Below are 13,440 nucleotides of genomic sequence, written 5' to 3'. Positions count from 1 at the left end.
GCAAGAGAAGAGAATCTGGATTCGTGTCCATAAGGAGTGGAGTCCCATGCTGGATCGGATAGCGGAATGTTTGTTCTGGATCGGGAGATACACAGAGCGTGCGGAGAATCATGCCCGGCTGCTGGATGTGTATTATCACTTGCGCGAGGAAGGTAGCGGAGAGGCGGAGGCAGTATGGAAACGGATTGCCAATGCAATTGGAGATTGCGGGCTATATGAAGAGCGTTATGAAGCTTATCGGGAGCAAGATGTGCTTTATTTCCTTATCTTAGATGTAACTCAAAATAATTCTATTCTGTCTTGTGTGACCCAAGCTCGTGATAATTTGAAGAAAATTCGCGAGCAGCTTCCCTCGGAGCTTTGGAATCTTCTGAACGGCTTTTACTTGTGGCTTAAAGGAGTCCAGTTAGAGGAAGTAACATTGCAATCGCCTCATAGCTTTTTTCAGAGGGTGAAGGAAGGGCTTGCTGCCTTTCAAGGGACAGCTGTTTCTATTGCGTTAAGGGATGAGTCGTGGCAGATGCTTGAGAGCGGCAGATATCTGGAGCGCTCTGAGAATGTTGTCAGGCTGCTTCAGTCGGTTAGTAACATTACGCCTGAGAAACGTAAGGTGTCTTATGCCTACACAATGGCGCTGTTGAAATCGGTTGGTGGCTATGAGGCGTATCGGCGTCTAGATGTAGAAGATATCTCTTTGGAAGAGGTGTCGCGGTTTCTGTTGCTGCAGGAAACCTTCCCGCGTTCGGTGCATTTCGCGCTTGCGACCTTCGAGCAGCACCTTAAGGCGATGAGGGGTCTATCTGATCATTCGGGGTCTACTCTCGAGAGGATGATTAGACTTGCAGGGAAAGCTCGCTCAGAGCTCGGATTCCTTGATCGTAATGAGATTACGTTGGAATCATTGAATACTGTCCTTCAGCAGCTACTTAAGACGAATCGGCAGCTTGGAGAAGCGGTTGCCAGCACCTTTTTTTCCCCTGGACAGGAGGTTATCGCTTGAGATTGGACTTATGTCATGTGACCAAATACCGATACGACTCATCGGTGACCGACAGTGTCAATGAAATTCGACTAACGCCACGCACGGATGAACGGCAGGCTTGTTATCAGCATCAACTTATCATTGAACCGAATGTACAATTGCTGTCCTATGAGGATTATTTCGGCAATAGGGTACACTCCTTTACCGCTAACGCGCCGCATCGAGAGCTTACTATTACTTCACACTCTACCGTTGTTACGCGGGATAGAGATGTGTTGTGGACGGCTGCGTGGGGGCCGGAGGAATCCTGGAATCGGCTGCGGAGCGAGGATTTTATTGACGGAAATGCAGAATACCTGCTGCCAACCATGTATGCATCATTTAATCCAACGGTAGAGGCATATGCTTCTAGCATTCGTGGAGAGCAGGATGGAGTTTTCGAATTTATCCGTCATGCGGCTAGCGCAATTTATGGAGATTTCGAATATAAACCACATTCAACGGGCGTGCATACGACAGCCGATGAGCTAATTGGCATTGGGGCAGGAGTTTGTCAGGATTTTGCGCATTTGCTGTTATCGATATGTAGGATGCGAGGCGTACCTTCAAGGTATGTGAGTGGATATCATTTCGTTGGGGATTTGCAGGGTAGAAATGCAGATTTCGAGCAGGCCTCGCATGCGTGGGTAGAGGTATATATACCTGGAGTAGGCTGGCAAGGAATTGATCCAACAAACAATAACTTGATTGACTGGCGCTATGTTAAGCTGGGTCATGGACGTGATTATAATGATATCGTTCCTGTAAAAGGGATCTACAGAGGTGCCTCGGGACAGACGCTTCAGGTTACTGTCGATGTTCGATTGGCTGAGACGGGATAGGCAAGTCTGGGGAATGGTCTGAGACTGAAAAAGCGGATAATCTTAAGGAAAAGGAGGCGCCCGTCGGTAAACCCGTCGGTGGCCTCCTTAAGTCATTTTATTGTATGGGGTTGGTCACGGCATTTTGTTCATAAAGAAATATACGTCAGCACTGTTAGCAGTACAGACGTGATAAACATGGCCGCCAACGGTCGCAATGAGCGATTGCGGAAATCTCGTAGGCTTACATTTAGTCCGAGCCCAGCCATAGCCATGCCTAACAGTAGTGTGGTTACAATGGATACCCCATTTAATAAGGTGGTCGGATCTGGCAAGATAGCTGGAAGGGCATAGCTTCCAAGTAGGCTCATAGCCACAAGGCCAAGTAGGAACCAAGGAAAGGGGAATGTCGCTGCGTTCCCTGTGTCATTCGTTTTTGGATGCGCTGGTTTAGGTTTAGATTGAGTCCGAAGCTTCTGCATGCTTAATATGCCTAGGCAGACTGGGACAAGTAAGATAACCCTGCATAGCTTGGCGATCAGCCCATCAGAGAGAGCGTCCTGTCCCGCAGGGGCTGCGGCCATTGCGACATGGGCAATTTCGTGTAAGGTAAGTCCTGACCAGATACCGTATGTCGCTTCATCAATAGGCAGCCAAGGCTGGATAAGGGTATATGCTGCAGCGAACAACGTTCCAATAAGGGCGATTAGCCCAACGCTGATAGCGGTATCCTCATCTTTTGATTTGAGTAAAGGCGATACAGCGGCAATGGCTGCAGCACCGCAAATCGCCGTCCCTACAGCGAGTAGTAACGTTAGTTTGCTATCTGCTCCTAGTAGGCGTCCAAGCGCAAGTACAACGATAAGAGAAAAGGCCACTGTTCCGCAGCTTCTTAGGAGAAGTGGAAGTCCTTGATGCACGAGATCGTTAATATTGAGCTTAAGCCCGAAAAGAACGATCGCGAAACGGAGAAGTGTGCTAGAGGAGTAATGGAAACCGCTACTCAGTGCAAGAGGATAACCGAATCGGTGCCTATAAGCTGCGGCGAGCAGCAATGTAAGCGCGAGTGGGCCCAGCCTTGCTAGACCAGGAAGCAAGGATAATCCCCAGCCAATAAGCGCGAGTAGTAAAGTGAAAAGAATGCCGTTTACTTTTGCGGATAGGAAAGGAAATGGTGGTCTTATCATTGTGGGAGTTATTTTGGCGTGCATGATGTCTGATACCTCCGTTGCATTGATCGCTTTTGGTAGCTTTAACATACGCCTCTTTTAACGATAAGAAAAATCAATTATTATTATATTTATGATAAGTTAATACTAATGAACGGTGGATGATGAGTGGATCAATCCTTGCTCGTTTTTCTAGAGGTAGTTGAAACGCGGAATTTCTCTCGTGCGTCGGAGCGGCTGCATATGACACAGCCTGCAGTCAGCCAGCATATTCGTGCGTTAGAAGAAAAGCTTAAAGTAAGGCTGCTAGAGCGTAATAATAAGTCCGTCACCCTGACTAAGGCGGGGGAAATCGTGCTTCATCATGCGAGGGAGATTGGCGGCTTATATCGTAGGATGGAGGAAATGGTAGAGGAGCTAATGCATTATACTGGAGGGCCACTGTCCATTGGAGCTAGCTACACATTCGGAGAGTACGTTCTTCCCTCGACATTGGCTCGCTTGAGTATGGATTTTCCTGATATCCGGCCCTCTGTAACGATTGGGAACACAGCTGATATTGCAGATCAGGTTCGCAACCGATTGCTGGATGTAGGTGTAGTCGAAGGAGAAGAGATCGGAACGGGACTAAGCTTGGAAAAGCTAGCGGAGGACGAGATGTACGTGGCAGCGGGTGCCGAGCATCCTTTGGCTAATCAATCTACTATTACGCGCCAGCAGCTTGAAGCTCAAACTTGGCTAGTTAGGGAGCAGGGGTCTGGAACGAGGGCGGCGGCAGATAAAATGTTCGATACACTCTCTGTAAAGCCTTCGCGCCTTATGGAGATGGGGAGCACACAATCGATCAAAGAAACAGTAGAAGCCGGGCTCGGCGTTACTTTGCAATCACGCTGGGCGCTTCGCAAAGAAGTCGAGATCGGCTCCTTAAAGGTGTTAGATATAGAAGGGCTTCCATTCAGGCGCAGCTTTCATATTCTTTTGCGTCATGGAGATTTAAGAACTCGAACAATGGATGTGTTTTTGCAAACTCTCAGAACAACTACAGAGAAGATTCTAACTTTTAATTCGCGTTTTCCTGAGAGATTTTCTTGAACGCTTCCAGGAACTGAGCAGACGGATATGCGCCTGACAATGCGTATTTGTTGTTGATAATGAAGAAAGGTACTCCGGAAATGCCTAATGCTTGAGCGGACGCTTGATCCTGCTTGATGGCATCAAGACCTTCCCCAGCTTCGAGATGACGCCTAGCTTCGTCAGCATCTATACCAAGCTCCGAGGCGATCTCCATAAGGGTGTCCAGCTTAGCGATATCGCGGCCATCCTCGAAATAGGCCTTCATAACCGCATCAATCCAGTAAACCTCGTCCTCTTCTGGCAATAATGCTGTTATACGATGAGCCAGCACGGTATTAGGCATACGTTCCACTTTGTCAAAGTTGAAGGTGAGATCAACGGCAGCTCCAGCTTCAGTTACTCTTTGCAGCATCGGTCTAAACCGATCAGCCCCGCCCATTTTCTTCTCCATTACACTGTTAAAGAGTAAGCCTTCTGGCGGGAGAGTGGGATCCAACTGGTAAGCGTGATAACTGACCTCGACTGTTTGTCCTGTCGTTTCGTTCCATGCCTCTATGGCGTCACTCATATTCTTTTTACCAATACGACACCAAGGACATACCATATCAGAATAAACATCAATTTTCATTGGAATCACCTCAACTTATGAATTGTAACCTCATTTTCCTAGTATGGCAGACAACAAAGCGGCATTCAATGTACGGTACGAGACCAACGGTGTTAAAATGTTAAAAATAGGGCTTTAATTTAGATGCGATAGGCAATCAAAGGAGGAAACAGCAATGGCGGCGTTAACGATAGGCTCGACAGTCGAGCTATTGAACGGGATAGAGATGCCTCGGCTTGGTCTTGGCGTATGGCGGGCAGAGGATGGTCAAGAAACGGAGAAAGCCGTTTTGACTGCTTTGGAAACGGGCTACCGTAGCATTGATACGGCATCTATGTACAACAATGAACAAGGTGTTGGACTGGCTGTTCGAAATTCGGGAATTCCGCGTGATGAGATTTTTGTGACGACCAAGGTTTGGAACAGTGAGCAAGGCTATACTAGCACGATTAAGGCTTTGGAGAGCAGTCTTGATCGTCTGCAAATGGATTATGTGGACTTGTATTTGGTTCATTGGCCTGTTGTGGGTAAGTACAAGGAAACCTATCGCGCCCTTGAGGAGCTATACGAGAAGGGGCTTGTTCGTGCAATTGGGGTAAGTAACTTCAATATTTCCCATCTTGAGGATTTGATGGGGAGCTGTCGGGTTAAGCCGATGGTCAATCAGGTGGAGTTCCATCCTCTGCATACGCAAAAGAAGCTATTCGCTTTCTGTCGTAAGGAGGGTATTCAGCTTGAAGCTTGGCGTCCACTCATGCAGGGGAGGCTTGAGCTGCCGCTTCTGACAGAGCTTGCAAATAAGTATGGTAAAACTGCGGCTCAAATTGTTCTTAGATGGCACTTACAGCTTGGGGTGGTTGTAATACCGAAATCGGTGCAGGAGAATCGGATTCATGAGAATGCTGCTATTTTTGATTTTGAGCTGGAGCCGGAGGATATGAATCGGATTGATGCATTGAATCAGAATCAACGATTTGGTGCTGATCCTGACAATTTCGATTTCTGATACCTCTGCTGCGCGATAGGGTGTGTCATAGGGATAAAACCTCGGGCGATCTGGGATAATAGGTGATACAAGACCCCTTGACAGTTTCAACTGTAACTGATATTATTACAGTATTCACCGGGGAGGCTTAATTATGAACAGTGAATTCATCATAGCTGTCCACAGCCTTGTTCTCCTGGCGCATCGTCCCGACGGAATGGCGTCGAGCGAAGAAATCGCATCCAATGTGTGCACGAATCCGGTACGTGTCCGTAAGGTGATGAGCTGCTTGCGGAAAAATGGTTTCGTGGATACGCGAGAAGGATCAGGTGGCGGTTACCGATTGTCTAAGGAACCGGGCGAAGTTACTCTAGCTGATGTTTATCGTGCTCTTGCTGCGGGCTCCCTTGCCCCAAGCTGGTGCAGTGGTGACCCTGAGTCGGACTGTCTAGTTGGATCCAATATGGGGGATGTCATGAACGCGGTATTCTGTGGAGCGGATCAGCAGCTCGAGGTGTATTTCGAGTCGATTACGATAGGGCAGATGCTATCTCGGTTAACTGCTAAGGCAAGAGCTTAAGATTTGATTTTACTTGGGGTGGAACGGGTAATGATAACAGTACCCGATCATCATAGGTTTAATACATTATTTAAATGAGATAGGAGCGATGTATCATGGCAGTTGTAGTTACGAAAGACAATTTCACTGAGAATGTAGCGCAAGGGGTTTCCTTGCTTGATTTCTGGGCGCCTTGGTGCGGACCTTGTAAAATGCAGCTTCCAATCGTTGAAGAGCTATCCACTGAGTTGGAAGGCACAGCAACAATTGCGAAAGTAAACGTTGATGAAGAGCCTGAGCTAGCTAGCCAATTCGGAGTTATGAGCATTCCGACGCTGATTTTGTTCAAAGACGGTCAGCCGGTTGATAAGCTTGTGGGTCTGCAATCCAAAGATTCGCTTAAAGCAAAAATTCAAAGCCACCTGTAAGCTTTAATGTAATCCCGAAGAGGCTGTCCCTAAGGTAACTTATGGGCAGCTTCTTTTTTTATCGATTATAGTTTTTGCGGGGAAGTATCTCCTTCCGGTTGCTTGTTGGAATCGTGAAATCTGAATGGGTAAAACATAACAAGGAGATTTCACGATTCCAAAGGCAAACGCTTCGCTCCTACAGGAGATACTTCCCCCTCTTTTTCTCATCGACGAAAACAAGGGAAAACACAAAAAGAAACCTCTCTTTGGTCATGTGCCAAAGGATCTTGAGGATGACATCCCCGAAAATCATCTTATCCGCATTCGTCAATACAGCTGTGAATCGACTAAGCAACAACAGTATTAATTGGATTCTATTGCAAAGGAACCATGAACGTGTTATTATCAATTTGACCAAATGACCGAATTGTTATTATAGTCAGTTTGTTGAGAGAGGGGGAGACAAATCATGTTTGTTGATCGGAGAAAGCTTATCGTTGAAGCAGCCTCGCAATCATTCTCTTTATTCGGATATAAAGCAACAACAATGGATCAAGTGGCTAAGCTTGCTAATGTGGGCAAAGGTACAATTTATACCTTTTTCTCGAATAAAGAAGAGCTCTTCGATGAAATTATGATGCATCTTATTCTAGAGATGAAGCAGGTAGCGGATGAGGAATACGATGCGGATCGAACTTTTTTCGATAATTGGGGCCGTATTTTATATAAAATGCTCGATTTTCGTGATAAGCATCAGCTTGCCATTAAGATGGCGCATGAAGTAAGGGATATAGGAACGCCTAAGGCTGTTGAAGGAATTAATAGGCTGGAAGGGGCGATAATCTCCTATATTCAGATTAAAATTCAGGCGGCAATTGATAAGAAAGAGCTCAAGTCCTGTGATGCTGAGATAACGGCGTTCGTCATGTTTAAGCTGTATGTGGCTTTAGCGTCCGAATGGCAGAAATCGCATGCCCCGCTGGATAAGGAAAGAATTACAGAGCTGTTCCAGCTATACTTAATGAATGGATTGGCTGTAGAGTAGTAGCTTGTCTTACTGAGGGTTATCCCTTTTTTTTTGCACCAAAATGACCAATTGAACAAAATAGTCATATCGTACAGGAGAGATGGAATATGAGAGGTTTTAAGCAATTTATTAGAGAAATATTAGGGATTGGGCGCAATCCTAAAGTACTCATTCCTGTGGTAGCGGTTCTGATGGTCCCAGTGTTATACAGTGCCATGTTCTTAGGGGCTTTCTGGAACCCTTATGACAAGCTGGCTGATTTACCGGTTGCGGTAGTTAATTCAGATCAAGGTACGGTGTATGAAGGTAAAACGATGCATATTGGGCAGGATTTCACAGATAAGCTGAAGGAAAGCCGTGATTTTAAGTACAGCTTTGTTAGTAAATCAGAAGCACTTGAGGGCTTAAAAGACAATTCATACTATATGGCAATCGAAATACCGGAGGATTTCTCTGCTAAGACGACAACTTTAACCTCTGAGCAGCCTACTCCGGCACAAATCGTATTTTTGCCTAATGAGAGCTTTAACTTCTTGGCCGCACAAATTGGCAATTCGGCTATCGAGAAGATGAAAAACGGGCTGAGTAAAGAAGTGACTAAGGCATATACGAACACCGTCTTTAATCAAATTCAAACTTTAGCTGATGGTTTAACTCAAGCAAGCGATGGTGCAAGTGAAATAGCCGCAGGAACGGACAGTGCTAAGAAAGGTGCTGCGTTACTTGAAGAGAATCTTAATAAATTAGCAACAGGATCTCTTACTGTACAAGGTGGAATAGCAGAGCTTGCTAGTGGGGGGAGCAAATTAGAGATTGGGGCGTCTAAGCTTCAGCAGGGCGTTAGCTCGTTGGCTGATGGTTTGTCACAGCTTAATGCTAACAGTGGCAAGCTCCAGCAGGGTGTGGCACAAGCTGATGATGGCGCTACTAAGCTTGCCAAAGGTCTTACGCAGCTAGCAACAGGAGCAGGCAAGCTGGAGACAGGAGCTCAAGGTCTTGCTCATGCTTTAGAGCAATATGCCAAGGAGCACCCGGAGCTTGCTGAAGATGTTCACTTCCAGCAACTGATTGCGTCCAGTCAACAGGTCGCGGCTGGAGTAAGTGCTTCTAAGTTGGGTCAAGATCAGCTTTTTTCAGGAGCCAAGCAGTTAAACGAGGGTACGACTCAGCTGGCGGATGGATTCAAGAAATTCGGAGATAATTTAGAAGCTGCTAGTATGGGGGGCTCAAAGCTCGTTACAGGCGCAGTGGAGCTTCATAGTGGTACAACGAAGTTGAATCAAGGCTTAGGAAAATTATCTAATGGCTTTAATGTGTTTGTGGATGGATCTAGCAAGCTAGATCAAGGTGCTCAACAAATGAGTGAAGGTCTTATCAAGCTCACGGATGGAACGGGTGAATTATCGAGCAAGCTGCATGAAGCGGCTCAGAAAACGTCTAGTATAAACGGTGGCGACAAGGTAGTTGATATGTTTGCGGATCCAGTAGATCTTGATGTGGTCAAGACGACAGAGGTTCCTAATTATGGAACAGGGTTTGCTCCTTATTTTATCTCGTTGGGTTTGTTTGTTGGAGCTCTTCTTCTGACAATCGTATTTACGGTGAAGGAGCCCGTGGTTAAGCCAACAAGCGGCTTGAGCTGGTTTATCGGAAAGTGGCTGACGATGGTTGTTATCGGTACTGTACAGGCACTTATTGCCGATCTAGTCTTGCTGTATGGACTTGGTTTAGAAGTGCAAAGCATACCGTTATTCCTTCTATCCACCATCATTACGAGCATTGCTTTTATGGCTCTTATTCAGTTCTTGGTAACAGTATTGCAGCAACCAGGAAGATTTGTAGCTATCGTCCTTCTTATCTTCCAACTCACTAGCTCTGCAGGTACGTTCCCTCTAGAACTCATTCCGAATTGGTTGCAGAATGCTAGCCATTGGCTGCCGATGACTTACTCTGTTGCCGGAATTAAAGCTGTAATATCTAGTGGGGATTATGCCTTCATGTGGAGTAATATGTGGATACTACTTGGTTTCGCTGCTCTCTTTGCAGCTATGACTCTCGTTTACTTTGTAGTGGCGTATCGTAAAATGAACACTGAAACAAAATATACTAAGGATGATGTTATTACTGCATAAGCAATTACCCGGTGGCATAAGTAAAAAGGTTGGACGAAGAGGGCGATGCCCCCTAGTCCAACCTTTTCTATTCTAAGTACCTTATATGGTCCATTGGTTGTGAACAATAGCAACTAGCTTCCATTCGTCCTCATGAGGAACGAAGACAAGAATAAGACTTTGCCAATCCATTCCTTCCACCTTCTTGTCAAAGCCGGGGAAGTGATATTCTACATAGGAGGCGTTCGGATAAACGGTTGTTATGTTGTTTATGGAGTTGCCGGTACCAACAACTTTGTTGACACTCACACTAGGTGCATCTATAAAATCCTGATTATATACGAACTTCTCATAATAATCTCGGAAAGAAAGCTCAATAGGATCTCCAGTACCGTCTGCCGTTCCCCATTTTAGCTTTGTCTGATCCTTAAATGTGGGAAGCTGATCTGCTTTGAATACAAGATCAGAGTCCGTGCTAATAGGAGAGTAAGGAGAAAATCTTAATCCTTGCTCCGGGTCGATCCAGAGATTCAGGGAATTCAAGTCTCTTTCTCTCAAGGCTTCAATGACTTCTCGAGCAGTATTCTTTAATTCAACCTGTGAGTCATTTGTTCCGGGAGGGCTAGTCTCGGTTGGCGATGCGGAAGCCCCACTACCTGAAGTGACTGTAGGATCTAACCCCTGTGGTGAAGAAATGGGTGTTTTTTGGGTATTATTCGGAACATCGGTTGTTCCCCCATTATTGGAATTGGCACTGCAGCCAGCCAATATGAGAGCGAGAAGCGCCGCAGCTAGCAGCGGGTACATTCTTCGCATTATTCTATTCCTCCTTGCAGTTAAGTATTTAGTTAGACGCAGAATAAGCCCAGATGTTCCGGTGGAAAATGCTGAGTTCAATATTTTGTTCAGTAAAATGTTGAAGAAAGCTATTAGCTACAAGGGGTTGTTAGTGGAATTGAGCGTAACTAGGACAAATAATGGAATGCGAGGTAAAGGGGCGAATGCTATGTAATAGCGAGATGGGGTATGTTAACATAATGGGAAAGCTAAAGGGCTGCAGCTAGAACAGCAAGCGGCTAACCAAGGGTTCACCGCTTGTGTTCAGCTGGATTATTATCCGAAATGAGACTGGTGGGTTCGGGAGTCTAGTCTGTTTTTTTCTCTTTAGAAGGAACGGGCGCAACTGATTTGGTTCTCTCTAGAGTATCGTTGACGAATGCCATGTCCTGATTTCTTACTTTCATGTGCGTTGTACCTTTGTAATTTCCTTTGTGCGATTTATTTTCCATGTTATATCCTCCTCCCATACGATTGAATGTAATACAGGTATTGTTTCTTAAGGGTTACGTCGACATTGTGTGCAATCCCCTGTAACGTTATCCGCAAGGAGGTAGACATCATGATATTTACAGAAAAGAAACTCCGGATTCAAACAAAATATTTCGCTTACTTGGTTATTTTAGCACTGGCCTGCCTTACGGCTTGCGCCAGTCGTGAGCCAATAGCTTCTCCAACCAATGGCAATGGCAGTTCATCTCCTTCCTCAGGGGGAAGTCCTGCAACGGAATGGCTAACAAAAGCAAGAGCAGCAGCAAGCCAAATGAATAAATATGGATTTGAATTGCAGCTAAATCAGAAAATAAAGGAACAAACGGGTGAATCAAAAGTCAGTATAGACATGCAGGGGCGTGCAGAACTTAATCCGCTAAAGCTGGATCAGACGATTAAGAGCGATATAGATGGTGAAGCTTCAACTTTGCGAGCATTACTGGTAGCCGATGCTTATTACATGTATCTTCCGGAATATGAGGAATGGAGCAAGCTCTCTAAGGAGGTTGCTGCGGAAAATGTGCAAACCTTGTCTGCGTTTCAAATAGATCCTGTAAAGGCTCTTCAGGAAGTTCAGGAGCTTGGTGCCGCATTAACAGCTGAGCAAGACGGACAAGTCGTTACTATCCGATATGAAGGTGCTGGAGAAGAGGCAGCCATTTTTCTTAAAGGAATACTTGAAAGTACGATGGGGATATCTACTATGGATTCGGGAGTTCAAGACAGTCTTGCTGTGCAGATGCTTAAAGTGGTTGTAACTATGAATGCAGATAGCCACTTGCCACTCACATACCGCATTGAATCCGATATGACGATCGAACTGGAGCCTGGCCACAAAACCGTTGTAAATCAGGCGTTAGCAGGCTCCTACACCAAACATAATGTATCTGCTGCGGTAACCGTGCCTAAAGAAGCGTTGGATGCATTGGATCCCGATCAAATTGATAAGCAACTGAATTTAGAGGATCTTGGAGAAGACAATAACTAGCTATAAGTTCGGCTGTCCACTTAGTTGCTGTGGACGTTACTCTGATCATCCGTTATAATTGCGTGAGAATTGAACAGCTTGACGATCAGCCAAGGCGATGCCTTTGGACTATGATCGCAAGGAGTCAGGAGTGTTAGAGCAATGGCACTGTCGTGCGGAATTGTCGGACTTCCCAATGTAGGTAAGTCGACCTTATTTAATGCAATTACTCAAGCGGGCGCAGAGATGGCTAACTATCCATTCTGCACGATAGACCCGAATGTTGGTGTCGTTGAAGTTCCAGACGAGCGTCTTCAGAAGCTCGCGGATATCGTAAACCCGAATCGCATTGTACCAACTGCTTTTGAGTTTGTGGATATCGCAGGCTTAGTTAAGGGCGCAAGCCGCGGAGAGGGCTTAGGAAATAAGTTCCTTGCCAACATTCGTGAGGTTGATGCAATTGTTCACGTTGTTCGTTGTTTCCAAGACGAGAATATTACGCATGTCTCCGGAAAGATCGATCCGATTAATGACATCGAGGTTATTAATCTTGAGCTTATCCTCACGGACATCGATTCGATTGAGAAACGTATGGATCGTACCCGCAAAGGCCTTAAAGGCGGGGATAAGAAGGTTGCTGAAGAATTAGAGGTTTTGGAGCGCGTGCATGCGGTTCTAATGTCAGAAAAGCCAGCTAGAAGCGTTGAGCTTACCAATGAAGAGAAGCTGCTCATCCGCGATCTTCATTTGCTAACGATTAAGCCTGTGCTTTATGCGGCCAACGTAAGTGAGAGCGAAGCGGCTAATGCTGACGGCAATCCGTATGTGCAGCAGGTACGTGAATTCGCTAGCGCTGAAGGCTCTGAGGTTGTGTTCATTAGTGCGAAGGTCGAGTCGGAGATTGCAGAGCTTGAGGGTGAGGACAAGGAGCTTTTCTTCGAAGAGCTGGGATTGACTGAATCCGGTCTTGATCGTCTTATTCGTGCATCTTACAAGTTGCTAGGTCTGTACACTTATTTTACAGCGGGTGTGCAGGAAGTTCGGGCTTGGACGATTCGTAAGGGAACGAAGGCACCGCAAGCAGCAGCAGTTATTCATACGGACTTCGAACGCGGCTTCATCCGTGCTGAGGTCGTATCCTATGGTGATCTAGTTAGTACGGGCTCCATGAAGGCTGCCAAAGAGAAGGGGCTTACCCGTCTTGAAGGTAAAGAGTATGTAGTAGCTGACGGAGATGTTATGCATTTCTTGTTCAACGTATAAAATATTAATGTGAGAGACCAGCGGGATTGTTCCTGTTTGGTCTTTTTCTTTTCCAATAAACTCTTAAAATTTTCTAATGTAACATTTGGGAAACTCC

General features: G+C 45.8%; 14 protein-coding genes. 10 read left to right on the top strand and 4 right to left on the bottom strand.

Annotated features, from left to right (window positions below; all coding sequences use genetic code 11):
• The first annotated feature begins 46 nt into the window (after nucleotides 1–46).
• Both KCTCHS21_RS28045 and KCTCHS21_RS28040 read left to right on the top strand, forming a co-directional pair.
• Complete coding sequence (locus KCTCHS21_RS28045) at nucleotides 47–1,000, top strand: alpha-E domain-containing protein (protein ID WP_130615599.1); 954 nt, start codon at nucleotides 47–49, stop codon at nucleotides 998–1,000.
• Nucleotides 997–1,863: a transglutaminase family protein gene (locus KCTCHS21_RS28040; RefSeq protein ID WP_130615597.1), complete on the top strand. Its 867-nt coding sequence runs from the start codon at nucleotides 997–999 to the stop codon at nucleotides 1,861–1,863. The genes KCTCHS21_RS28045 and KCTCHS21_RS28040 overlap by 4 nt, the downstream gene beginning before the upstream one ends.
• Nucleotides 1,864–1,991: 128 nt before the next feature.
• Here the strand turns inward: KCTCHS21_RS28040 and KCTCHS21_RS28035 are convergent, their stop codons facing one another.
• Nucleotides 1,992–3,101, bottom strand: coding sequence for a YeiH family protein (locus tag KCTCHS21_RS28035; RefSeq protein ID WP_232057994.1), 1,110 nt, complete (start codon nucleotides 3,099–3,101; stop codon nucleotides 1,992–1,994).
• Nucleotides 3,102–3,179: 78 nt separating this feature from the next.
• On the opposite strand from KCTCHS21_RS28035, the gene KCTCHS21_RS28030 reads away from it, so the two are divergent.
• On the top strand, nucleotides 3,180–4,103 hold the full coding sequence (locus KCTCHS21_RS28030; RefSeq protein WP_130615595.1) for a LysR family transcriptional regulator: 924 nt from the start codon (nucleotides 3,180–3,182) through the stop codon (nucleotides 4,101–4,103).
• Here the strand turns inward: KCTCHS21_RS28030 and KCTCHS21_RS28025 are convergent.
• A complete protein-coding gene (locus KCTCHS21_RS28025; protein ID WP_130615593.1) occupies nucleotides 4,072–4,713 on the bottom strand; it encodes a DsbA family oxidoreductase in 642 nt (213 codons plus the stop codon). The two genes, KCTCHS21_RS28030 and KCTCHS21_RS28025, sit on opposite strands and share 32 nt — an antisense overlap.
• Before the next feature lie 154 nt (nucleotides 4,714–4,867).
• Here KCTCHS21_RS28025 and KCTCHS21_RS28020 point away from each other — a divergent pair, with 154 nt between their 5' ends.
• The 5 genes from KCTCHS21_RS28020 to KCTCHS21_RS28000 all read left to right on the top strand — a co-directional run bounded on the left by KCTCHS21_RS28020 (nucleotide 4,868) and on the right by KCTCHS21_RS28000 (nucleotide 9,805).
• Entirely contained in the window at nucleotides 4,868–5,698 is an 831-nt protein-coding gene (locus KCTCHS21_RS28020; RefSeq protein ID WP_130615591.1) for an aldo/keto reductase, read from the top strand.
• Nucleotides 5,699–5,831: 133 nt separating this feature from the next.
• Nucleotides 5,832–6,257 (top strand): RrF2 family transcriptional regulator, encoded by a 426-nt coding sequence (locus KCTCHS21_RS28015; protein WP_130615589.1) that lies wholly within the window; start codon nucleotides 5,832–5,834, stop codon nucleotides 6,255–6,257.
• A gap of 95 nt (nucleotides 6,258–6,352) precedes the next feature.
• Nucleotides 6,353–6,664: a thioredoxin gene (gene trxA, locus KCTCHS21_RS28010; protein ID WP_130615587.1), complete on the top strand. Its 312-nt coding sequence runs from the start codon at nucleotides 6,353–6,355 to the stop codon at nucleotides 6,662–6,664.
• Nucleotides 6,665–7,115: 451 nt separating this feature from the next.
• Complete coding sequence (locus KCTCHS21_RS28005; protein WP_130615585.1) at nucleotides 7,116–7,691, top strand: TetR/AcrR family transcriptional regulator; 576 nt, start codon at nucleotides 7,116–7,118, stop codon at nucleotides 7,689–7,691.
• Between the two features lie 89 nt (nucleotides 7,692–7,780).
• Nucleotides 7,781–9,805, top strand: a complete 2,025-nt coding sequence (locus tag KCTCHS21_RS28000; RefSeq protein WP_130615583.1) for a YhgE/Pip domain-containing protein — start codon at nucleotides 7,781–7,783, stop codon at nucleotides 9,803–9,805.
• Nucleotides 9,806–9,886: 81 nt separating this feature from the next.
• Here the strand turns inward: KCTCHS21_RS28000 and KCTCHS21_RS27995 are convergent, their stop codons facing one another.
• The gene (locus tag KCTCHS21_RS27995) at nucleotides 9,887–10,600 is read right to left on the bottom strand and encodes a hypothetical protein (RefSeq protein ID WP_130615581.1); all 714 of its coding nucleotides are present in this window, start codon (nucleotides 10,598–10,600) and stop codon (nucleotides 9,887–9,889) included.
• A 329-nt stretch (nucleotides 10,601–10,929) separates the two neighbouring features.
• Nucleotides 10,930–11,073, bottom strand: a complete 144-nt coding sequence (locus KCTCHS21_RS31420; protein WP_170211445.1) for a hypothetical protein — start codon at nucleotides 11,071–11,073, stop codon at nucleotides 10,930–10,932.
• 110 nt (nucleotides 11,074–11,183) lie between these two features.
• On the opposite strand from KCTCHS21_RS31420, the gene KCTCHS21_RS27990 reads away from it, so the two are divergent.
• Both KCTCHS21_RS27990 and ychF read left to right on the top strand, forming a co-directional pair.
• A complete protein-coding gene (locus tag KCTCHS21_RS27990) occupies nucleotides 11,184–12,101 on the top strand; it encodes a DUF6612 family protein (protein WP_130615579.1) in 918 nt (305 codons plus the stop codon).
• 141 nt (nucleotides 12,102–12,242) lie between these two features.
• The gene (gene ychF / locus KCTCHS21_RS27985) at nucleotides 12,243–13,343 is read left to right on the top strand and encodes a redox-regulated ATPase YchF (RefSeq protein WP_130615576.1); all 1,101 of its coding nucleotides are present in this window, start codon (nucleotides 12,243–12,245) and stop codon (nucleotides 13,341–13,343) included.
• Nucleotides 13,344–13,440 lie beyond the last annotated feature (97 nt).

The sequence above is a fragment of the Cohnella abietis genome, assembly GCF_004295585.1.
Lineage (GTDB): Bacteria > Bacillota > Bacilli > Paenibacillales > Paenibacillaceae > Cohnella > Cohnella abietis.
The sequence above is the reverse complement of the archived record's forward strand: the minus strand, read 5'-3'. Positions and strand labels throughout refer to the sequence as shown.

What these genes read in the sequence shown, in the direction of transcription:
- KCTCHS21_RS28045 (WP_130615599.1), top strand. Translation starts at nt 47, where the DNA reads ATGCTGGATCGGATAGCGGAATGTTTGTTCTGGATCGGGAGATACACA.
- KCTCHS21_RS28035 (WP_232057994.1), bottom strand. Translation starts at nt 3,101, where the DNA reads ATGTTAAAGCTACCAAAAGCGATCAATGCAACGGAGGTATCAGACATC.
- KCTCHS21_RS28025 (WP_130615593.1), bottom strand. Translation starts at nt 4,713, where the DNA reads ATGAAAATTGATGTTTATTCTGATATGGTATGTCCTTGGTGTCGTATT.
- KCTCHS21_RS28020 (WP_130615591.1), top strand. Translation starts at nt 4,868, where the DNA reads ATGGCGGCGTTAACGATAGGCTCGACAGTCGAGCTATTGAACGGGATA.
- KCTCHS21_RS28015 (WP_130615589.1), top strand. Translation starts at nt 5,832, where the DNA reads ATGAACAGTGAATTCATCATAGCTGTCCACAGCCTTGTTCTCCTGGCG.
- trxA (WP_130615587.1), top strand. Translation starts at nt 6,353, where the DNA reads ATGGCAGTTGTAGTTACGAAAGACAATTTCACTGAGAATGTAGCGCAA.
- KCTCHS21_RS28005 (WP_130615585.1), top strand. Translation starts at nt 7,116, where the DNA reads ATGTTTGTTGATCGGAGAAAGCTTATCGTTGAAGCAGCCTCGCAATCA.
- KCTCHS21_RS28000 (WP_130615583.1), top strand. Translation starts at nt 7,781, where the DNA reads ATGAGAGGTTTTAAGCAATTTATTAGAGAAATATTAGGGATTGGGCGC.
- KCTCHS21_RS27995 (WP_130615581.1), bottom strand. Translation starts at nt 10,600, where the DNA reads ATGCGAAGAATGTACCCGCTGCTAGCTGCGGCGCTTCTCGCTCTCATA.
- KCTCHS21_RS31420 (WP_170211445.1), bottom strand. Translation starts at nt 11,073, where the DNA reads ATGGAAAATAAATCGCACAAAGGAAATTACAAAGGTACAACGCACATG.
- KCTCHS21_RS27990 (WP_130615579.1), top strand. Translation starts at nt 11,184, where the DNA reads ATGATATTTACAGAAAAGAAACTCCGGATTCAAACAAAATATTTCGCT.
- ychF (WP_130615576.1), top strand. Translation starts at nt 12,243, where the DNA reads ATGGCACTGTCGTGCGGAATTGTCGGACTTCCCAATGTAGGTAAGTCG.